Source organism: Humibacter ginsengisoli, assembly GCF_054780095.1.
Genome location: NZ_BAAGWZ010000011.1, coordinates 141,755 through 163,552, shown reverse-complemented (window position 1 = coordinate 163,552; position 21,798 = coordinate 141,755). Strand labels below are relative to the sequence as shown.

At 67.8% G+C, this 21,798-nt stretch carries 17 protein-coding genes; 12 read left to right on the top strand and 5 right to left on the bottom strand.

Annotated features, from left to right (window positions below):
* Positions 1-91 precede the first annotated feature (91 nt).
* Entirely contained in the window at positions 92-1,294 is a 1,203-nt protein-coding gene (locus ACYVI5_RS15020) for a glycoside hydrolase family 3 N-terminal domain-containing protein (RefSeq protein WP_460580920.1), read from the top strand.
* Here ACYVI5_RS15020 and ACYVI5_RS15015 read toward each other — a convergent pair whose 3' ends face one another.
* The gene (locus ACYVI5_RS15015) at positions 1,295-2,308 is read right to left on the bottom strand and encodes an agmatine deiminase family protein (protein WP_460581288.1); all 1,014 of its coding nucleotides are present in this window, start codon (positions 2,306-2,308) and stop codon (positions 1,295-1,297) included.
* Between the two features lie 361 nt (positions 2,309-2,669).
* Between ACYVI5_RS15015 and ACYVI5_RS15010 the strand changes: the two genes are divergently transcribed.
* Positions 2,670-4,769, top strand: a complete 2,100-nt coding sequence (locus ACYVI5_RS15010) for an NPCBM/NEW2 domain-containing protein (protein WP_460580919.1) — start codon at positions 2,670-2,672, stop codon at positions 4,767-4,769.
* A 74-nt stretch (positions 4,770-4,843) separates the two neighbouring features.
* On the opposite strand, the gene ACYVI5_RS15005 is transcribed toward ACYVI5_RS15010, so the two are convergent.
* Positions 4,844-6,190 (bottom strand): PucR family transcriptional regulator ligand-binding domain-containing protein, encoded by a 1,347-nt coding sequence (locus ACYVI5_RS15005; protein WP_460580918.1) that lies wholly within the window; start codon positions 6,188-6,190, stop codon positions 4,844-4,846.
* A 118-nt stretch (positions 6,191-6,308) separates the two neighbouring features.
* Between ACYVI5_RS15005 and gabT the strand changes: the two genes are divergently transcribed.
* From gabT to ACYVI5_RS14980, 5 genes are all read left to right on the top strand, one after another.
* The gene (gabT, locus tag ACYVI5_RS15000) at positions 6,309-7,679 is read left to right on the top strand and encodes an aspartate aminotransferase family protein (RefSeq protein WP_460580917.1); all 1,371 of its coding nucleotides are present in this window, start codon (positions 6,309-6,311) and stop codon (positions 7,677-7,679) included.
* Entirely contained in the window at positions 7,673-9,139 is a 1,467-nt protein-coding gene (locus ACYVI5_RS14995) for an NAD-dependent succinate-semialdehyde dehydrogenase (protein WP_460580916.1), read from the top strand. The genes gabT and ACYVI5_RS14995 overlap by 7 nt, the downstream gene beginning before the upstream one ends.
* A gap of 54 nt (positions 9,140-9,193) precedes the next feature.
* Positions 9,194-10,567: a flavin monoamine oxidase family protein gene (locus ACYVI5_RS14990; RefSeq protein WP_460581287.1), complete on the top strand. Its 1,374-nt coding sequence runs from the start codon at positions 9,194-9,196 to the stop codon at positions 10,565-10,567.
* Positions 10,568-10,692: 125 nt separating this feature from the next.
* Positions 10,693-11,718, top strand: a complete 1,026-nt coding sequence (locus ACYVI5_RS14985; protein ID WP_460580915.1) for an alpha/beta hydrolase — start codon at positions 10,693-10,695, stop codon at positions 11,716-11,718.
* 52 nt (positions 11,719-11,770) lie between these two features.
* A complete protein-coding gene (locus ACYVI5_RS14980) occupies positions 11,771-11,947 on the top strand; it encodes a hypothetical protein (protein WP_460580914.1) in 177 nt (58 codons plus the stop codon).
* On the opposite strand, the gene ACYVI5_RS14975 is transcribed toward ACYVI5_RS14980, so the two are convergent.
* The 3 genes from ACYVI5_RS14975 to ACYVI5_RS14965 are packed head-to-tail and all read right to left on the bottom strand — an operon-like array spanning position 11,902 to position 14,790.
* A complete protein-coding gene (locus tag ACYVI5_RS14975; protein WP_460580913.1) occupies positions 11,902-13,335 on the bottom strand; it encodes an MFS transporter in 1,434 nt (477 codons plus the stop codon). The genes ACYVI5_RS14980 and ACYVI5_RS14975 overlap by 46 nt on opposite strands.
* Positions 13,332-13,904, bottom strand: a complete 573-nt coding sequence (locus ACYVI5_RS14970) for a TetR/AcrR family transcriptional regulator (RefSeq protein WP_460580912.1) — start codon at positions 13,902-13,904, stop codon at positions 13,332-13,334. The genes ACYVI5_RS14975 and ACYVI5_RS14970 overlap by 4 nt, the downstream gene beginning before the upstream one ends.
* A gap of 31 nt (positions 13,905-13,935) precedes the next feature.
* Positions 13,936-14,790, bottom strand: coding sequence for an alpha/beta hydrolase (locus tag ACYVI5_RS14965; RefSeq protein ID WP_460580911.1), 855 nt, complete (start codon positions 14,788-14,790; stop codon positions 13,936-13,938).
* Between the two features lie 355 nt (positions 14,791-15,145).
* Between ACYVI5_RS14965 and ACYVI5_RS14960 the strand changes: the two genes are divergently transcribed.
* The 5 genes from ACYVI5_RS14960 to ACYVI5_RS14940 all read left to right on the top strand — a co-directional run bounded on the left by ACYVI5_RS14960 (position 15,146) and on the right by ACYVI5_RS14940 (position 21,791).
* Complete coding sequence (locus tag ACYVI5_RS14960; protein ID WP_460580910.1) at positions 15,146-16,525, top strand: HNH endonuclease signature motif containing protein; 1,380 nt, start codon at positions 15,146-15,148, stop codon at positions 16,523-16,525.
* Between the two features lie 133 nt (positions 16,526-16,658).
* A complete protein-coding gene (locus ACYVI5_RS14955) occupies positions 16,659-17,336 on the top strand; it encodes a GNAT family N-acetyltransferase (protein WP_460580909.1) in 678 nt (225 codons plus the stop codon).
* Between the two features lie 122 nt (positions 17,337-17,458).
* The gene (locus ACYVI5_RS14950) at positions 17,459-18,322 is read left to right on the top strand and encodes a MurR/RpiR family transcriptional regulator (protein WP_460580908.1); all 864 of its coding nucleotides are present in this window, start codon (positions 17,459-17,461) and stop codon (positions 18,320-18,322) included.
* Between the two features lie 28 nt (positions 18,323-18,350).
* Positions 18,351-19,142 (top strand): serine hydrolase, encoded by a 792-nt coding sequence (locus ACYVI5_RS14945; RefSeq protein WP_460580907.1) that lies wholly within the window; start codon positions 18,351-18,353, stop codon positions 19,140-19,142.
* Between the two features lie 54 nt (positions 19,143-19,196).
* Positions 19,197-21,791 (top strand): PKD domain-containing protein, encoded by a 2,595-nt coding sequence (locus tag ACYVI5_RS14940; protein WP_460580906.1) that lies wholly within the window; start codon positions 19,197-19,199, stop codon positions 21,789-21,791.
* Positions 21,792-21,798 lie beyond the last annotated feature (7 nt).

The window sequence follows — 21,798 nt, the reverse complement described above, 5'->3', positions numbered from 1 at the left end:
CGAGCCACCCGGAAAACTGACGCAGTTATCCGGGTGGCTCGGCAGTTTGCGGGTGGATCGCGTCAGAGGCGGGCCCGCCTACGCTAGACGGGTGCGCAGGCCGACGACACGGATGCTCCGCGCGGCCGCCGTGGTCGCGCTCGCCGGGTCGCTCGGGTCGGGCCTGCTGACCGGGTGCGCCGCACCGGCTCCGAAGCCGCACCGCACGGCATCCGTCGCGCACAGTCATCGGCCCACGCCCACGCCCACGCCGACTCCGGCGGACCCGCTTGCAGGAATGACGCTCCAGCAGAAGGTGGGGCAGCTGTTCATGGTCGGCACGCAGGCGAATGCCGCCGATCCGGCCACGCTTGATGCGGTGACATCGCTGCACGTCGGCAACGTGTTCCTCGCCGGGCGGTCGCACGGCGGCATCGATGCGACGAAGGCCGTCGTGTCGCGGTTCACCGCGCTCGCCACCGCGGACGCGACGGCAGGGCTGCCGCTCTTCGTCGCCACCGACCAGGAGGGTGGCGAGGTGCAGGTGCTGCAGGGTCCTGGATTCGACCAGATGCCGACGGCACTGCAGCAGGGTGCGATGGACCCTTCCGCGCTGAAGGATGCCGCACTCGGGTGGGGAGGCGAGCTGAAGGCATCCGGTGTGAACATGAACCTCGCGCCGGTAGTCGATCTGATCGCGTCGCCGGAGGCCGCCGCGAACAACCCGCCGATCGGCGGATTCGACCGGCAGTACGGCTATGACCCGGCCACGATCGTGACGCACGCGGATGCCTTCCGTGCCGGCATGGACACCGCGGGCGTCGTTCCCGTGATCAAGCACTTCCCCGGCTTGGGCGATGTGACCGCGAACACCGACACGGACTCCGGTGTCACCGACAGCACCACCACGGCGGCAAGCCCGAGCGTCGGGGTGTTCGCCACCGAGATCCAGCGCGGAGCCCGAGTGGTGATGATGTCGACGGCGATCTACACCGAGCTCGACCCCGGCGGTCCCGCGGTCTTCTCGTCCGCGATCGTCACCGGCCTGCTGCGCCAGAAGCTCGGTTTCAACGGCGTGATCATGAGCGACGATCTCTCGGCGGCGGAGCAGACGTCCGCATGGTCGCCCGCGGACCGGGCGATCCTCGCGTTGCAGGCGGGTGTCGACATCGTGCTCGTCTCGGCTGAGCCGTCGCTCGCGGCGCCGATGGTGGCGGCGGTGGTGGCGAAGGCGCAGTCCGACCCGGCGTTCGCGAAAGTGGTCGACGAGGCCGCGCGTCGCGTCGTGGAGCTGAAGCGCTATCAGTTCGGGTGACTAGGGCGCAACGCTCGGCTGCTGCTGCGTGATGCAGTGGATGCCGCCGCCGCGCTCGAAGATGGCGCGGGCATCCACTCCGACCACCTCGCGGCCGTCATATGCCTCTTCGAGTATGTGCAGCGCCTGCTCGTCGTTCGAGTCGTCGAATGTGCACGCGATGACGCCACCGTTGACGACCAGGTGGTTGATGTAGCTGTAGTCGACGAAGTCCTCGTCGTCGCGCAGCACCTGCGGAGCGGGCACCTCGACGATGTCCCATTCCGCTCCGTCGACCGTGCGGGACGCGCGAAGCGTGTCGAGGATGTCGCGAGTGATCTTGTGATCGGGGTGCGAGGCATCCTGCTGGCTGTGCACGAGCATCCGTCCCGGTGAAGGGATCGCGGCGACGATGTCGACATGGCCGCGCGTGCCGAAGCGTTTGGCGTCGCGGTACAGCCCGCGCTTCAGCCAGATCGGATTCGTGGTGCCGATCGTGCGGGCCAGCTCGGCCTCGACATCCTCTTTCGTGCGATCCGGGTTGCGGCCGGGGTCGAGTTGCACGGTCTCGGTGAGCAGCACGGTGCCGAGCCCGTCCACGTGGATGGCGCCGCCCTCGTTGACCAGATCGCTCACCACGCGGGTCACTCCGGCGCGGGCGGCCACGAGTGCTCCGATCACGGAGTCGCTGCCCCACTGCGCCCAGTCCTGTGCGCCCCAGCCGTTGAAGCGCCAGGTCACGGCGCCGAGGTGTCCGTTCTCGCCGATCACGAAGGTGGGGCCGATGTCGCGCATCCATGCGTCATCCAGCGGTGCGGTCACGAGGTCGATCTCACGCGAGAGGTAACGTCTGGCCGCTGCGAGATCGTGCGGGGCGACCACCATGGTCACCGGTTCGAAGCGCAGGATGCTGTGCGCCACCTCGCACCACGCGGTGCGTGCTTCGTCCAGTTCCCCGGCCGTGTCGCCGAGGTAGCCGCCGTCGGGCGGGAACGCCATCCAGATGCGGTCGTGGGGTTCCGTCTCGGCGGGCATACGCCACGCGTCGGGCTTCTCCTCGTCGGATGCTTCGGCCGGCACATCGAGCTCGATGATCTCGCCCGAGGAGTCGACGGCGAACAGCTCCGGTCCGTCGCCGGGAGCCTCACCCCTCGCGGGCGCCGTCTTGCTGTCATCCTTCGTCATTGCATTCCCCCGTAGCCCATCGTGCCCGACCCTGCCCGTGCGGTCGAAGCCTTGTTTCCGTGTTGCGACGCCGATACGCTTCGACATGTTTGATTCCGTGTGAATCTGGTCAACTCTGTGCGATGCGGCGCCAGGGTATGTGCAGGTACTGCACAAAATGCACCAGACTCCGACAACCCAAGGAAGGGACATCCCAATGGAGGGCTGTTTGATGAACACCAAGCGCCGCCGATGGGCGACCATCGCCAGAGCCGTAACCGCAGCGGCCATGACGGCAGGGCTCGCCATCGCGTTCGCGTCACCCGCGAATGCCGCTACCGCAAGAACCGCCGGCGTGGCCGCAACATCAGCCGCAACGACTGTCGCGCCCGCGACCAGCGGGTCGCCCGCGTCCGCGGCATCCACCGTGGCAGCGACGCCACCGATGGGCTTCAACGACTGGAACGCGTTCGGGTGCGACGTCGACGAGCAGCTCATCGAGCAGACGGCCGACTACTTCGTCAGCTCGGGACTCAAGGCGGCCGGCTACGAATACGTGAACATCGACGACTGCTGGATGGAGAAGTCACGCAGCGCCGACGGCCATCTGGTTCCGGACCCTGCGAAGTTCCCGGATGGGATCAAAGGCGTCGCCGACTATGTGCACAGCAAGGGGCTGAAGCTCGGCATCTACGAGGATGCCGGCACCGCCACCTGTGCCGGATATCCCGGCAGCCTCGGGCACGAACAGACGGACGCCGACGACTTCGCAGCGTGGGGCGTCGACTACCTCAAGTACGACAATTGCAACAACCAGAGCGACGGAAGCCTGGCCGACTACCAGGCCAGGTACAAGGCGATGCACGACGCGCTCGCCCAGTCGGGTAGGACGATCGTCTTCAGCATGTGCGAGTGGGGCCAGCTCGAGCCGTGGACGTGGGCTGCTCAGTACGCGAGCCTGTGGCGCACGACGGGTGACATCAGCGACAACTGGTCGAGCCTGAAGTCGATCATCAGCCAGAACATGCCGCTGTCTCAGTACGCGCATCCGGGCGCCTGGAACGACCCGGACATGCTCGAGGTGGGCAACGGCGGCATGACGGACACCGAGTACCGCACGCACTTCGCCATGTGGGCCGAGATGGCGGCTCCTTTGCTCATCGGAACCGACCTGCGCAAGGCCAGTCCGGAGACGCTGAGCATCCTGACGAACAAGCGCATCATCGCGATCGACCAGGATGCGCTGGGTGCACAGGGTGCGGTCGTCGCCGAGCAGAACGGGGGCAGCATCCTGTCGAAGCCGCTGTCGAACGGTGACAGGGCCGTCGCGCTGTACAACCCGACAGACACCGGCCTGCTGCTCAGCACGACCGCGGCGCAGGCGGGACTGCCCCAGGCCGATTCGTACCGCATGACCGAACTCTGGAGCGGGGACCAGTCGTCAACGGCCGGAACCATCGCCGCGTACGTCCCGGCCCATGGCACCGCGATCTACCGCGTGTCGGCGAACGGCACAGGGAACATCGCGCCGTCTGTCGTGGTGGGTGTCTCGTCGAAGTCGGCCAGCGGCACGGCGGATGCGCTCACACAGCCTGGCGGCAGTACCTCGCTGACGAGCACGGTCACGGATTACGCGAATCGTGCCGTGACCGGGCTTCGTGTGACCGCGGATGTGCCCGCCGGGTGGAGCATCGGCGAGTCGGGTGATTCCACCGCTCCCGCGCTGACGACAGGTGCCACGCTGTCCACGGGATGGACGCTGACCGTGCCGGCCTCTGCGGCGGGCGGAACGACGTACCCCGTCACCTTCACGGCGACCTGGCGTTACGGCGATACGCCGGCACGGCAGACGGTGACAGCCCAGGTGCTGGTGGTGACTCCGCCGCCGGCGGGCACGACATCGCTCTCCGATGTTCCCTGGGTCTCGTCGTCGAACAGCTGGGGACCTGTCGAGAAAGACATGAGCAACGGCGAGACCGCGGCGGGCGACGGTCACACGATCACGATCAACGGCACAACCTACGCCAAGGGCTTCGGCACCAACGCCACCAGCGACATCCTGTTCTACCTCGGCGGCAAGTGCACCTCGCTCACCACCGACGTGGGGGTGGACGACGAGGTCGACAACCCGCAGGCCGACGTGACGTTCCGCATTCTCGGCGACAACGGCGCGGTGATGGCCGACAGCGGTTCCATGACGGCCGCCGACAACGCCAGAACGCTCACGGCCGACCTGACGGGTGTCACCTGGCTGTCGTTGTACGTGGACGACGACGGCTCGACCGCCTATGACCACGCGGACTGGGCGGGCCCGCTGATCACCTGCGCATAGGGCGTGCAGCCGAGCCGGTCCGGGCGACACGTCGTCCGGACCGGCTCGTGCTGTTCCGCCGGTTGCGTCCGGACTCAGCCGTTGACCGCGACGCTGACGCGCAGTGCCGCCCACACGCCGGCACGGTCGGCGAAGGAACCGAAGTCTCGCCCGAGCGCCTGCTCCGCGGCGCGGATGCGCGCCGTGAGCGTGTGCCGGTGCACGCCGAGGGTTCGCGCTGCGGCATCGTACACCCCGTTGTGCTCGAGCCAGGTCAGCAGCGAGGCAGCGAGCACACCGTCGGGGTCGCGTGCGCTCAGCGGGGCGAGCAGCGCGGATGCCCGAGCTCGCGCATCCGCGCCGTCCAACGCCGCGAGAAGGTCGCCACCGGCCTCCTGGCCACCGCCCTCCTGCCCACCGCCCGGTTCGGTTGCCCGTGCGGGAGCCGGCGCGTACGCCTGGGAGGACGCGGTCACGGCTCGTCGCTTCGCCGCGACGCGCGACGCCGAACGCTCGAGGGCGGCGACCTCTGCACCGGAGAGGCCGCTCGAATCACCGAGTTCGAGTCCGAGCGAGCGCGCATCCTCGAGCGCCCGCAGCAGATTCCCGCGCATGGCCGCCTGCGCTGACGTGAGCGCGCGGCCCTGCTCTAGGGCGAGCCCCGCGAGGGCGACGACGCCGGTAACGACCTGCTGCGCCGCCTGGTCCACCTCGTCGTCGCCACCGTGTGCGAGCACCCCGAGCAGTCGGTCGCTCGCGCCGATGGTCTGGAGGGATACGACCGTCGTGTCCTCGACGATCGTGGATGCCGCGCGGCGGCGGGCGCGAAGCATCCGTGCGGCTTCGGCCTCGACGCTCGTTCGGGCGGACGCGGCCAGCGCTCTCGCAGGGAACACCCGGTCGATGACGCCATCCGAGTTCACCAGAGCCACCCAGCGACCGAGTTGCCGGGAGAGCTCGGCGAGCGTGGCGGACAGCCCGTCGGCGCGCAGGGCGGCCAGTGACACCGCGCGCTGCGCGGAGAGCGCCCAGGTGTTGCGGGCGTACGTCTGCTCGGCGACGAGGTCGGCCGCGTACCGCGCCACCGCGATGAACGGCGTGCGATACGGCACCTCGAACAGCGGGAGCCCGACCCGAAGACAGGACTCCGGCAGCCCTTCCGGGGTCGCGCGCACGACATCCGTGCCGAAGCCAAGCGCTGCCACTCCGGCTGCGACGAGCCGGTCGACGTAGCCGTTGTAGTCGTCTCCGGCGAACTGGGTGCCCGTCGTGAGCAGCACCTGCCCGGGGATGACGAACGGCGTCGGGTCCGTCAGGTCGGAGCTGTGCACCCAGGAGACATCGGCGTCGAGGGCGCCGCCCGGCAGCCGGGCCGCGGGAGTGAGGAGACGCAGGCCCAGCTCACGGTGGTTGAGCAGTACACGAACAGTAGGGCCCGGCATGTCATGAGTGTACAGAGTGGCCAGAAACGAGCATCCAGATGGACAAGATGTACAGGCTCGCCGTCCGGCGGTCGTCCTAGCCTGGGCGAGACGCAACTCCAGACGAATCGAGGCAAAGATGACCATCGTCGACACGCAGTCAGGCGCTGCACCCGCCGTACCCACCGGAGGGCCCGAGCTGCCGCAGGAGCGCCGGCTCGTCACCGAGATTCCGGGGCCGCAGTCCCGCCGGCTGCTCGAGCGCAAGGCCGAGGCCGTCGCGAAGGGCGTCGGCCACACCGTTCCGGTCGCCACGGTGGCCGCCGGTGGCGGTGTGCTCGTGGACGCGGATGGCAACTCGCTCATCGACCTCGGCAGCGGCATCGCGGTCACCGGCGTCGGCAACTCCGCGCCGCGCGTCGTCGAGGCCGTGCAGCGCCAAGTGGCGCAGTTCACCCACACCTGCTTCACGATCTCGCCGTACGACTCCTACGTCGAGGTCGCGGAGGCGCTGAACCGGCTCACGCCCGGCGACTTCCCGAAGCGCAGCGCACTCTTCAACTCCGGGGCCGAAGCCGTCGAGAACGCGGTGAAGATCGCCAGGCACTACACGAAGAAACAGGGCGTCGTCGTCTTCGACCACGCGTACCACGGGCGCACGAACCTCACCATGGCGCTCACCGCCAAGAGCATGCCCTACAAGAACGGATTCGGCCCGTTCGCGCCGGAGGTGTACCGGGTGCCCATGTCGTACCCGTACCGTGACGGTCTCAGCGGAGCGGATGCCGCAGCTCGCGCGATCGCGCAGATCGAGGTGCAGGTGCGCGCCGAGAACCTCGCGGCCATCCTCATTGAGCCCATCCAGGGCGAAGGCGGCTTCGTCGTCCCGGCCGAAGGATTCCTCCCCGCGCTGCAGAAGTGGGCGAACGACAACGACGTGGTGTTCATCGCCGACGAGGTGCAGACCGGATTCGCCCGCACCGGCACCATGTTCGCCAGCGAGCAGTTCGGCATCGTGCCCGACCTCGTCACGACCGCGAAGGGCATTGCCGGCGGCCTTCCGCTCTCCGCCGTCACGGGACGCGCCCAGATCATGGACTCCTCACAAGTCGGCGGCCTCGGCGGCACGTACGGGGGCAACCCCATCGCGTGTGCCGCGGCTCTCGCCACCATCGAGACGTACGAGCAGGACGACCTGGCCTCGCGGGCCCGCCGGCTGGGCGACATCCTGCAGCGCCGGCTGACCGAGTTCAAGGCATCAGACCCCCGCATCGGCGATGTGCGAGGACGCGGCGCCATGATGGCGATCGAGCTCGTGAATCCCGAGACCGGGGCACCGGATGCCGCGCTCACCTCACGCGTCGCCGCCGCGGTCATCCGACAGGGCGTTCTCGTGCTCACGTGCGGAACCTGGGGGAACGTGATCCGGTTCCTGCCGCCGCTGGCGATCTCGGACGAGCTTCTGAACGAAGGACTGGATGTCGTGGGGAAGGCGATCAAGGAATGCTGAGCGAACAAGAACTCCTGGAGAAGGTGCCCGGCCGGCTGTACATCGGCGGCGACTGGGTCGAGGGTGAGCGCCCGAGCGAGCTGAAGGTGCACGACCCTGCAACGGGTGCAGTGCTGAAGACGATCGCGGATGCCTCGCCCGCCGACGGTATCCGCGCGCTCGATGCCGCTGTCGCGGCAGGCGACGAGTGGGCGGCCACCGCGCCGCGCAAGCGCGGCGAGATCCTGCGGAGGGCGTTCGACCTGCTGCAGGAGCGGGCAGACGACTTCGCGCTGCTCATGACGCTCGAGATGGGCAAGCCGCTCGCGGAGGCACGCGGCGAGGTCACGTACGGCGGCGAGTTCCTGCGCTGGTTCAGCGAGGAGGCCGTGCGCATCACGGGGCGCTACGGCATCAACCCAGAGGGCACCGGGCGCATGATCGTGACGCAGCATCCGGTAGGCCCGTGCTACCTGATCACACCGTGGAACTTCCCGCTCGCGATGGCGACGCGCAAGATCGCGCCGGCGCTCGCCGCCGGATGCACGGTGGTCGTGAAGCCGGCCGAGCTGACGCCGCTGACGACCCTCTACTTCGCGAAGCTGCTCGAAGACGCCGGAGTACCGGCCGGCGTGGTCAACGTGATCACGACGACCACATCGGGCAAGGTGTCCGAGCCGATCATCGAGGACCCGCGGCTGCGCAAACTGTCGTTCACCGGCTCCACCCCGGTCGGGCAGATGCTGCTTCGACAAGCAGCCACCGGTGTGCTGCGCACCTCGATGGAGCTCGGCGGCAACGCGCCGTTCGTCGTGTTCGACGACGCCGACCTCGACAAGGCCGTCGAAGGCGCCATGCTGGCGAAGTTCCGCAACATCGGCGAGGCGTGCACTGCCGCCAACCGATTCATTGTGCACGAGTCCGTCGCCGAGGAGTTCGCGGCGAAGATGACCGAACGGGTGCGCGCGCTCAAGGTCGGCCGCGGCACCGACGAGGGTGTCACCATCGGACCCCTCATCGACGACAAGGGCGTGGCCAAGGCATCCGAACTGGTGAAGGATGCCGTCGACCGCGGCGCGACCCTCCGCATCGGCGGATCGAAGATCGAGGGCGACGGAACGTTCTTCGAGCCCACCGTGGTCACCGACGTCGTCGCGGGCAGCGACATCCTCCGCGAGGAGATCTTCGGACCCGTGGTCGCCATCGTGCCGTTCCACGACGAGGACGAAGCCGTGCGCATCGCCAACGACACGGAGTACGGCCTGGTGGGCTACGTGTACACGAAGGACCTCGCCCGCGGACAGCGGATGATCGAACGCCTGCAGACCGGCATGATGGGGCTGAACCTCGGCGTGGTGTCCAACGCGGCGGCACCGTTCGGCGGGGTCAAGCTCTCAGGGTTGGGGCGCGAAGGAGGGTTCGAGGGCATCCACGAGTACCTGTCGACGAAGTACACGTTGACGCCGAATCCTTTCGGGTAGGCCTCGCGTTGCAGGGCACGGGCAGGACATCCCCGTGGGTACTCGTGCGTGCCGTTGAGGGCAAGTGAGAATGAGGTGAGCTCGATGGAGCGGGACGTTGTCGTCGTGGGGGCAGGGGCGTCGGGGCTGACCGCCGCGTGGGAGTTGCGGAAGGCCGGGCACAGCGTGGTGGTGCTCGAGGCACGGGACCGGGTCGGCGGACGACTGTGGACCGACGAGATCGACGGGGCCATGCTCGAACTCGGCGGGCAGTGGGTGTCGCCCGAACAGGATGCCCTCAAGGACACGCTCGCCGAACTCGGCCTCGAACGGTACGAGAGGTACCGCGCCGGCGACAGCGTCTACATCGGGCGCGACGGCGCGCTCAAGCGGTTCCAGGGCGAGATCTTCCCGGTGGCGCCGCCCACCGAGAAGATCATGGTCGAGCTGATCGCGAAACTGGACGCGCTCGTCGCGCAGATGGATCCGGAACGTCCATGGGAGCATCCGGATGCCGCCGCCCTCGACCGCGTCTCGTTCGAACGCTGGCTCGAGACGCAGACCGATGACCAGGAGGCGCGCGACAACATCGCCCTGTTCATCGCCGGCGCGATGCTCACGAAGCCGGCACACGCGTTCTCAGCGCTGCAGGCGCTCCTGATGGCGGCATCCGCCGGAAGCTTCTCGAACCTGGTGGATGCCGACATCATCCTGAACGAACGCGTCATCGGCGGACTCCAGCAGGTGCCGCTGCGCCTCGCGGAACGTCTCGGCGACGACGTGCTGCTGAACGGTCCCGTGCGCACGCTGCGCTGGGGTGCGGACGGCGTGACCGCGGCCACCGACTCCGTCGAGGTGGATGCCCGCTTCGCCGTGCTGGCCGTACCGCCGCACCTGATCAGCAGGGTGAGCTTCGAGCCGCCTCTGCCGCGCAGGCAGCAGCAGCTGCACCAGCACCTCTCGATGGGATTCGTCATCAAGGTGCACGCCGTGTACGAGACGCCGTTCTGGCGCGAGGAGGGCTTGAGCGGCACCGCGTTCAGCCCCTACGAGCTGGTGCACGAGGCGTACGACAACACGAACCACGGGGATGCCCGCGGCACGTTGGTCGGGTTCGTCTCGGACCGCAACGCGGACGACGTGTTCCGGCTCAGTGCAGAGGAGCGCAGGCGGCGCATCCTCGAGTCCCTGTCCCACTACTACGGCGAGCAGGCGCTCTCGCCCATCGTGTACTACGAGAGCGACTGGGGTAGCGAGGAATGGACGCGCGGCGCCTACGCCGCGAGCTTCGACCTCGGCGGCCTCGAGCGCTACGGCTCGGACCTGCGCGAGCCCGTCGGCCCGATCTGGTTCTCGTGCAGCGACCTTGCCGGCGCCGGATACCAGCACGTCGACGGCGCGATCCGCATGGGCCGGCGCACGGCCGCGGCGATCGGCGAGCTGCTGTAGCTGCCGCAAGTCCTGTTCAAGTCGCGAAGTCGGTCGTTATGGCGTCTCAAAACGACCGATTTCGCGACTTGAATCGGGCCTGACGGTCCTGAGCCGAGGCTCGAGCTGCCGCTAATGTCGGCAGGGTGGGGGAGCGAAGGCATGTGCCGTGGTACCGGCGGCACGCCGTCATTGCGTGGGGGTCCGTCGTCATCGTGCTCGCGATCGGCACGGTGTTCGCGTTCGTCAATCCGTGGCCGAGTGCCCTGTTGATCCGAACGGTCTTCGAGATCAACGCACACCAGACGGTGCAGACGATGCTGAAGTACGCACCGACGAGCGGGCTTCGCGAGCGGATGAACGTGCCGTACGAATCCGGCGGATCATCCGACACCACATTCGACCTGTACGCGCCCTCGGGCCCGGTGCAGCAACGTACAACCGTGGTGTGGATCCACGGCGGCGCCTGGATCTCCGGCAGCAAGGAGAACGTGGACCCGTACGTGGAGATGATCGCCTCGCACGGCTACACCGGCATCAGCCTGAACTACACCGTGGCGCCGGAAGCACAGTATCCGACGGCGCTGAAGCAGCTCAACTCGGCGCTCGGCTACCTCATCGATCACGCTGCCGAGCTCGGCATCGACCCGTCGCACATCGTGCTCGCTGGGGACTCCGCGGGCGCTCAGTATGCGGCGCAACTGGCGGTGATGGTGACGAACGAGGCGTACGCGAAAGGGCTGGGCATCCGTCCCGCGTTGACCTCCGACCAGCTGGCCGCGGTCATCCTGAACTGCGGCATCTACGATGTGCGGGGCATCCCGAAAGCGCCCGGCATCGGCGGATGGGGGTTTCGGGTCGCGCTCTGGGCGTATCTGGGTACGAAGGACTGGTCTCACACGCCGGGCGGCGAGGCGATGACGACGATCGATCACGTCACGAAGAACTTCCCGCGCACCTGGATCTCCGGCGGCAACGCGGATCCGCTCACTGCCTCGCAGTCGAAGCCCATGGCCGCGAAACTGAAGGCCCTCGGGGTGCCGGTGACGAGCGTCTTCTACCCTGCGGACGAGAACCCGCCGCTCGAACACGAGTACCAGTTCCACCTGAACCACGCGGCAGCGCGGTCGGCACTGGCATCCACCATCGCCTTTCTCGGCACGATCGGATGAGTACGCGCCGGACGCCGGCTGAAAGCCGAATGCTGCCGGCCGCGTGTACCCCGTGCTCGCCGTCGCGCCGAACGACACGGTCGAGGCGACCTTGGCACGCTTCGGCATCACCGCCGACGACTTCTCTTACCTCAACCCCATCAGCGGTGACGTCGACGACGCGGAACTGAAGTGTGGCACCGTCTACAACCTGTCTTCGGCGGACCGTCGTGTGCCGCCTGGTACGTGACGCGACTTGGCCGCCACAGTCAGCACCGCACTCAGCACAAGCAGCGGGAGTACGTAGAGCGCGGCGACGGTGTAGCCCCGTGCGTCCGGGAGAAGTGCACCCGGTCGGGTCGCGGTGGCGAGCAGGAGGCCCGCGACGGCGCTGCCGATGCTGAACCCGACGCTGCGCACGATCTGATTGACGGACAGAACGCTGGACGTCTCCTGCTGTGGAACATCCTGAAGCAGGAGCCTCGGCATGGTCGCGGAGACTCCCCCGACGCCGAACCCGAGAAGCGCCATGGCAGCCAGGACCGCAGCGAGCAGGCTCGGAGCGAGGGCGAACACGACCGCGGCGAGGATGACGAAGGCGGCGTGGATCACGAAGGTCCAACGGGTGGAGACACGGTTGGTCAGCCACGGCGTGAGCCGGCCTGCGACGAACCCGAGCACGGAGAACGGAATGAGTGCAGCGCCCGCCAAGACGCCCGAAAGCGCGAACCCGTATCCCGCGCTGCTCGGAGTCTGCACGTACCGCGTGAGAAGCGAGAACAGCAGATACATTCCGACGCCGGCGGTGAGCATCGCCGCGTTGGCGCGGAGTAGGCCACCTCGTCTGAGGAGGCCGAGGTCGACCAGCGGCACCGCAGCCCGCCGTTCGACCGCGGTCCAGGCAACGAGAGCGATGGCAGATGCGGCGAGAATGGATGCTCCGGCCCACGGCATCCGCCACACCGCGGGTTGCGCCACCGTAAGCAGCACGCCGAGGGTGCCGACGGCCAGCAGGATCGCACCCGGGTAGTCGACCCTGCTGCTCCCGCTCTGAGCATCCGTTCGGCGCGGAGTATCCTTCGGGATCGTTCGCCACGCGATCAGCGCGGCCGCGAGCGAGATCACGAAGCCGACGCCGTACGCGATGCGGAGCCCTGCGACCTGATCGATGAGACCCATGAGCGGGTAGGCGACGCCGATGCCCACGGTGCCCGCGACGGAGATCGTCGCGATCGTGGAGTGTGCGCGTTCACCGGGCAGGTGGTCGCGGGCGACACTCATCAGCAACGCGATCAGGCCGAGGCCGAGGCCCTGCAAGGCGCGTCCGAGCAGCAGCGCCGTGAAGGGCAGCGCACCTGCAGGCAGCGGTAGCGCGGTGAGTAGTCCGCCGAGCGCCACGAGGGAGCTGGTGACCAGGATGCTCGCGCGTCGGTGCTCGCCTGTGCCGAGTCTGCCGAGCACGGGAGCGGTGATCGCACCTGCAAAGAGTGTCACCGTGAGCGTCCATTGCGCGGCATCCAGCGGCACATGCAGGTTCAGCGCGACGGACGTGACCAGCGGTGCGCCGACTCCGCCGATCACGGCACCGAGAAACGCGATGGCGACGAGCGCCGAGCCGAGGCGCCTCGTCGTGTTCACTTATTCGTCTCGGATGTGATGTGCTCGAACAGCCCTGGCATGATGCGCGTGCGGATGCCATCGGCCCACGGCTCGCGCACCTCCTGGATGTCGATCGCAGCGCCGGCGTTGAGCAGCATCCCATATGCCAGGAACGATTTGACGGTCACGGCATCCAGCCCGGTCACGTCGGCGACGACCTGCCACATGCGCGCCAGCCCCTCGCGGACGGCGGTCTGCACGTCCGGGTCCCCGCAGGCGGCGAAGCCCTGCAGCTGGAGGAGCAGCGACGTGCGGTTCTCGAGCTGGTCGTAGTACCGGGTGCCCATGCGACTCAGCGCCTCTCGCCCCTCGGTTCCGTCGCTCGCCCGGAGCATGCCGTTGCTGACTCGGTCGAATGCGGTTGAGACGAGTTCGAGGAACAGCGCCTTCTTCGTGCCGAACATGCGGAACACATACGCCTGCGTGATCCCCGCCTCCCGGGCGATCGCCTCGGTGGATGCTCCGTGCAAGCCGTGCTGTGCGAACTCGCGCGCCGCGATCTCCAGTACCTGCGCGCGCCGGTCGGCACCGCGCATCCGCTCAGCCATGTCAGATATGTTAATGGATAGTAACTAGTAACTATTGCGAGAGGCGCTCTCGCCACAGCCACCGCAAGGCATCGGGCAGGAGAACGCCGGCATGGTTCGGACTGTGGCCGCCATCGCCGACGACGAGTCGAAAGTCATAACCGTTCTCGGCAAGCGCGGCGGCGGTCTTGAGGTTTTCGGCGAACCAGTTCGATGTCGGCTGGTTCCAGTTCACGTCCCGATGGGCCGCGTGAAGGAAGATCCGCAACGGACGCTGCGGTACCTCTGCGAGGAGGCGTGGGTAGGGGTTGCCGCCGGGCATCTGCACGAAGCTCGAGTTGAAGGCGATGACCTTGCCGATGCTCTCCGGGCGCATCCAGGCTGCCGTGAAAGCGGCATTGCCGCCACTGCTCCCACCGCAGATGGCCCGCATGCGGCGTTCGTCTGCAATGGCGAACCGGGAGCCCACCAGTGGCAGAACTTCGTGCAGCAGGAAGTCGGCGTAGCGCGCGTCGAATGCGTCGTATTCGACGTTCCGGTTCTTCTGTGCCACGCCGTCGACAAACCGGGTTCCCGGGTCTACGAAAACTCCGATCGTGGGCGGAATGGCGCCACTTGCCGCGAGATTGTCCAGCACGGTTCCGGCGCGCACATCACCGTCGGGGTCGAGGTACAGCCATCCGTCATTGAAGAACATGATTGCGGCCGGCTCGTGCGGTTGATGACCGTGCGACGCGTGGATCCAGACCCGGCGCGATGTGCCGGGATACCTCGTGCTGTGATCGAGCACGAGGTCTTCGATATGCCCAACCTTGACTCCAGGCCGGGGCGATGAGTCCGGCCCGTACGTGTAACGGATGCCCTCCTGCTGGATCGGCAACCGGACGTACGGCAAGGCATCGGTCACGGGCCAACGCTAGCTGTCAGGTGCTGGTCCGGTCACTGCGATTGCTCTTTCGACCGCCAGGTAACGGAACGGTGTGATCGCTGCGGCGACGAGTGCGAGGCGGCCAACGACGGTCGGTGCGGCCCACGCGCCTGGTCCGGGTTTCGAAACCGTGCCCGGCACTGCACGTCGTGACGCGTCCGCCTTTCCCTCGGAGTCGGGCCCTTGCCGTGCCGCCCTCTCGTCTCGAGGTTCTTGCCCTCGCGCCCTGGGTTCTTTCCGTCCACAGGGGCGCGTTTGACGGGCTTATCCACAGGTGAAAGTCCTGGTCAGGGATTAGTTCGGAATGTCGGTGGGTGCTGGTTGACTTGGTTGTATGAACAGCTCGAACGCACCGGTCGCCGACTCGACGGCGGCACTGTCGGATGCGTTCGATGCGCTGACGGCTGCGCTGGATGACGTGCTGTCCGCGACGGGTGTGCACGGTCTCGAGGACGAGACTCTGCTCGAGGCGACCCGGGCGGTGGAGACCCTGGGTCGGAAGGTGGACGCCCTGCGTGCGCATTGTGCTGGGGAGATTCTGGAACGCTCTCCGAAGGGACTCGGCGCGGAACGGCTCTCCGCCCGTAATGGGTGCCGCACCCCAGCGGAGTTGACGGCACGGTTGACCGGGGTGTCGGAGGCGACCGCCACCCGGCGTGCCGCGCTCGGGCAGGCGGTCACGGTGCGGGGTTCGGTCACCGGTGGCCTGTTGCCGCCGAAGTTTCCCACCGTCGCACAAGCAGTCGCGACCGGGGATCTGGGTGAGGATGCTGCCCGGATCATCGTCTCCACCCTGGCCGGGATCGAGCATCGTGCTGATCCGGACGATTGGGCCGCCGCGGAGGCCGACCTCGTCGCCTCTGCCGTGCACGAGGGGTTCACGGCGGACCAGACGAGGGTGCAGGCCACGGTGTGGCGGGTCGCGTTGGATCCGGACGGGGTGGAGGGGGATGCGGAGGAGGCGATGCGGCATCGTGCGCTGACCCGGTTGGGCACGAGGGGTGGGCTGATCAGGTATCGGATGGAGTTGATGCCGGAGATCTCCGGGAAACTGGAACAAGCCATCGCCGCGGTCGTGTCCCCGAAATCGAAACCCGCCTTCCTCAACGGCGACCAGCCCGGTGACCGCGATTTGGATGACCGTACGTCGCCGCAGCGGCGGCATGACGCGTTCGCGTCCCTGATCGATGCCGCCGCCCGATCCGCTGAGGTTGCCTCGATGGGGGGTGCTGCACCCACCGTGCTGGTCACCGTGGACGAACACGACCTCCGTGAGGGTCGTGGTGCCGGGTGGATCGACGGGGTGGACGAGCCGATCCCGATGGCAGCGGTCACCCAGTTCGCCTGCGCCGGCGGCATCCAAAAACTCCTGATCCGTGAGGGGCGGATCGTGTCGTTGTGGTCACCGCAACGCTGCTTCACCCCCCAGCAACGCCGCGCGATCGCCGCCCGCGACCGTGGCTGCGTGATCCCCGGCTGCCGTATCCCGGCCAGCTGGTGCGAGATCCACCACGTGCAAGAACACTCCAACGGCGGACCGACGGAAACCGGGAACGGAGTAGCGCTGTGCTGGTACCACCATCACTACGTCGACACCGGAGGCTGGGCCATCAAGATGATCGACGGGGCACCACACGTCCGAGCACCAGCATGGATCGACCCCACCGGAACCTGGCGACCCACCGGCAACCCACGCATACGGCGACGACAGTAGGACCGAGGATCGGGTCGAACGCGAACGCGAACGCGAACGCGAACGCGTCAGGACGGGCGGTGCACGCGCACGTTTCGTAATCTTCGGGCGACGAAAGGCCGAAGAGCCGGCGGTCCTGACTAGCGTGGTCGAGGTGAAGATCGAGGACGTCTGGCCGCTGTTCAGGCTGCGACTTCGCACGCCTCGCCTCGAGTTGCGTCCCGTGCGCGACGATGACCTTCCCGCCCTGGTCGAAAGCGCTCTTGCTGGCATCCACGATCCCGAAAGGATGCCGTTCGGGGTGCCCTGGACGGATGCCGAGCCCGAAGAGCTCGCCAGGTCTTTCGCCGAATATCACTGGCGCAACCGGGTCAACACAAGAGCCGATCGCTGGGGGATCCAGTTCGCCGTGTTCCATGGCGGGCGTCCGATCGGAATTCAGGAGCTCCATGCCCGCGATTTCGCGGTTCTGCGGACCGTGGAGAGTGGATCATGGCTCACCCGAGCACACCAGGGTGTCGGACTCGGGACAGAGATGCGGGCAGGTCTCCTGATGTTCGCCTTCGACATCCTGCATGCAGAGTGGGCGCAGTCGAGCGCCGCCGAATGGAATCGCGCATCGCTCGGAGTCTCCGACCGACTCGGCTACGCCCGGAATGGCGTCAACCGCGTCCAATCGCGCCCGGGTGAGATCACCAACGAGATCCGGCTGCGGCTCCATCGTGACGCATTCGCGCGACCGGACTGGCGACTGGCGGCCGACGGAGTCGAAGCGGCCTTGCGACAACTTGGGGTCGAGGAGCGCGGCAACGCTGGAGACCAACCACACTGACGCGTGGCGATGCGAGACCTGCAGCGCAAAAGGGGTCGACGCGCACCCGCCGGATGGATATCATCGCCATCGGTGAGCCCGAACATGAAAATCATTGACATCCCTTGCGGATGTGCCCGGCCATGAGCATCCAGTCGAGCATTCAGGCGCTGACGGATGGCTACCCGCCGTCGATGAAGCGCATCGCCGAGGTGATCGTTGCGCGGCCGCAGGCCGTGCTCGAACTCACCATCACGGAGCTCGCCCGGCTCTGCGAGACGTCGGAGACCACGCTCGTGCGGTTCGCCAGAACGCTCGGATTCGCCGGATACGCCGCGCTCAAGCTGCAGATGGCGGCCGAGCTCGCCGCCGAGACCGCGCAACTCGGTGCGGAGAGCAGCTACGGATCCGACATCGCCCCCACCGACACTCTCGCCGAGACCGTGGCGAAGATCAGCGGGTCGGAGCTGTTCGGCATCCGTGAGACCGCGGCAAGCCTCGACCTCGACACGCTGCAGAAGGTGATCGACGCGGTCTCCGCGGCCCAGCGCACCATCGCGTTCGGCGTGGCGGCCAGCAATATGGGTGCCCGCGACCTCAGGGAGAAGCTGCTGCGCATCGGACGCGTCGCACTCGGATTCACGGATGCCCACGACGCGGTCAGCTCAGCATCGCTGCTCGGTCCGCACGATGTTGTGATCGGGCTGTCGCACGGCGGCCAGACCCGGGAGGTGTGCGAACTGCTGCGGGTCGCGCACGCCGGAGGGGCGACGACTGTGGCGATCACGAACGTTCCCGACTCACCCGTCACCCACGACGCCGACCTTGTGCTGACGACATCCGTGCGCGAGACCACGTTCCGTTCTGGCGCGATGGCCAGCCGCATCGCCCAGCTCACCATCGTCGACTACATCTTCGTCGGCGTCGCCCGCACCACCTACGAGGCGAGCGTTCAGGCGCTCAAGACCAGCCGCGAGAGCCTCACCCGGCTGCGCGGAGACCGGTGACGAGGATGAGCGTGGCGCGGAGGATGCCGTGAGCCCGGTAGTGACGCAGGCGAGCGACGGCACGCCGGTCGTCGCGTACGCACTGCTCGACGAACACGGGCGGATGCTCGCATCCCGTAGCCCGCGCACCGCGTTCTATGCGGCATCCACTGTGAAACTCGGTGTGATGCTCGCCGCGGTCATCGCGGCAGAGCGGGGTGAACTGAGCCTGGACGACACGCTCGAGTGCCGTCGCGAGTTCGAGTGCGCGAATGCGGATGGCGTCACTCAGGCTTTCCGCCTCCAGCCGGAGGACAGCGACCCCGAGTTTCCTGCGGACGGCGAAGAGGCGAGCATCCGTGACCTGGTAACGATGATGATCACCCGCTCGTCGAACGAGGCGACGAACGTGCTGTTCGACCGGCTCGGGCCGGCGCCGATCGCCGAGGCGTTCCGGCTCTGCTGCGCTCCGGACACGCGCATGGAGCGCAGGATCGGCGACCCGTGCGCGATGCGCTCCGGCCTCACCAACGAGTCGACTCCGGCCGATCTTGCCGCGATCATGCGCCGCATCGTCGGCAGCGGACTGACCACTCGCACCAACGCGGACTGGATGCGCGGTGTGCTGGAGGCGCAGGAGCATCCGCGCATCGGATCGGTCGTTCCCGATGGAACGCCGTGGGGCTCCAAATCGGGAGACGTGCCCGGCGTCGAACACGACGTCGCGTTCGTCGGATCCGCCGGGGCCCGGCGCTTCCTCGCGATCTGCACCAGGGGCTACGAGCCGGAGCAGGGACGCGAGGTCATCCGAGCGATCGCGGACGCACTGCTGGGCGGATAGAACTTGGTTCCGGCCCATCGGGGGATCGGAATCTCCCAAAGGAGGGACGACAAAGTGGCACATGCACACGACACAGGTCTCGGCTCCGGCCCAGGAGACGCTCCACGGCCGAGGCGCAGGCGTGGGCGCTGGGTCGCCCTGGCACTGCCTGCGGCGCTGATCGCGACGTTCGCGCTGGCGCAACCGGCCTTCGCCGACACCGCATCGACGGATGCCGCAACAACCGTCACGATGACGACCGCGTCGCAGGCATCCACTGCAGACAACAGCGCGCTGCGCGCCAAGATCGCCGGCATCGCACTCAGTCAGGTCGGAAGAGGCGACAACCCGGTGGTGACCGGGTTCGGCGGCCTCAACTGCAACCCGTACACCACCATGGTGGCGGGGTTCTCCGCCAACTCGAACGGCTGCGGATACGACTCGACGTTCAACGTTCGCAACTCGAACGAGAACTGGTGCTCCGACTTCGCCAAATGGGTGTGGCAGCAGGCCGGCGTCACACAGGACATGAACACCATCAACGCCGCGGCATCCAGCTTCGTGCAGTGGGCGCTCGACGACGGTCAGAACCCGGTGGCGGACTCCGGCACTCCACAGGTGGGCGACGCCGTCGTGTTCTTCCACGCCGGCGCCATATCCCCGGCGCGCTACGCCGACCACGTCGGACTGATCGTCGCGGTGAACGCCGACGGCACCGTCGACATGGTCAACGGCGACTTCAGCAGCTCCACCAACGTGAAGGTCGAACACGACACCAACCTCGACCTGACGACCTTCGCGCACAAGACGTGGAGCTCCGGCGAGGTGTGGGCGCTCGTCTCCCCGCCGACGGCGGCGCAGCACGCGAACCCGCAGGCATCCATCTCCGGTCCCGACACGGCGGTAGTCAGCACGGATGCCGTCTATCACGCCAGCGGCACTGAGGCAGGCGGCTCGATCACCGGGTACTACTGGACGTTCGGCGACGGGCGCGCGACCAACAGCAACGGCGCGGATGTGACGCACACGTTCGCGACGCCCGGCATGCACACCATCACGGTGACTGCGACCTCCAGCTTCGGCACCATCTCGACCATCACCAAGAACGTGAACGTGGTGGGCGCATCCGCGAGCGTCGCAGCTGTGGCGTCCACGGACACGTGGTACTCCAGCTATCCCGTCTCGTACTACAGGTTCGTGCGGGCCAGCGATGGCCTCGCGGCGGACCTGTGGGATGGCGCGAGCTGGCTCGAGCTGCAGGCGGCAGGCACGCCGGCATCCAGCGGCGCGATCGCCGCGCTGTCGTACATCGACCCCGAGGTGAATTCCGCGACCACGCCACACGCGTACTACCGTGCGCAGGACGGCTCACTGGCCGAGTCGTACCTCGGCGCGAACGGATGGGTGAGCAAGGACCTTCCGGGCACGCCCGCCGAAGGAGCCGACGTCGTCGCGGTGTACACGGCATCCGGACCCGAGTTGTTCTTCGTGGATGCGAACGGCTACCTGAACGAGACGAGCGAGAGCTCGGGCACGTGGTCGACCAGCACGCTGACCGACTTCGCCGTGAACCCCGCGCCGCTCGCTCTGAGCGAGACGGCAAGCGGACCGACGCTGTTCGCGGTCGGTCACAACGGCAAGCTCACGACGATCTCGCAGTCAGGAAGCGACTGGCCTGCCGTGCCATCGAAGGTCGGCGTGTCGAAGGATGCGACGCTGTCGGCGGTCACGACTCCCGAGGGCGTCGCGAGCGTAGTCGTCAACGGTGCGTTGGGCGTGAGCGGTGACGGCGGGCGTGCGTTGGCTCAGGTCACCGAGAGGTCGCGAGGTGCATGGAACGTCGCCACCCTTCCCGGAAGCCCTGCCGCCGGCGCCATCTCCGCGTCGACGTACGAGTTGCCGAGCGCGGTGTCCGGCCCGATCGGGAACTTCCCGAACCCGCCGGGAACGCTCGTGGACGGACCGGCTCAGCCGCTCGGAACGGTCGTCGCCTACCTGGGCGCCGACGGGCATCCCGCGGTGACGTACAACGACGGTTCGGGCTGGCAGACCGCGGCGCTTCCCGGCACGGCCACCGGCGTCACGGGCATCGCAGCCGAGCCGATCGCACACCAGCCGCTGCAGGTGTACTTCGACACGGCATCCGGTCCCGCGATGGACACCACGGGTGACACGGCACCGCCGAGCGGTCCGTGGACCACGCAGGCACTGCCGAAGACGCCGGCGACGTTCGCCGACCGGGTGCTCGTGTACTCGGCCGGGTCGGGCGACCTATCCGCGGCGCAGGCTGCGGCGGCCGCCGCCGGTCTGCCGTCGAGCCAGGTGACCACCTCGTTCCAGGTCGCATGGGCGGCGACGCTCTCCGGCAACCACTTCGTGGTCGCGGTGGGCCAGGCGGCGCTGAACGCGCTGGAGTACAACACGTGCGGGTGGACGAACCCCTCCGCCGTCGATCCGGGCAGCACGCCCTTCGACTACGTGACCCGTCTGCTCGACGTGCTTCCGGGACCCGACCTGTTCATGAACGGGGCGGCGGCGACAGCGTCGCAGACGCAGGAGCGCGCGACCGACATCGTGTACTACGCGGTGCACGGCACGCTGCCCACCGGGGAGACCACGATTCCGGCCGCGGCCCGCTCGTCGCGCACGTGCCTCGGCTCGGCGAGCTAAGGCCGAT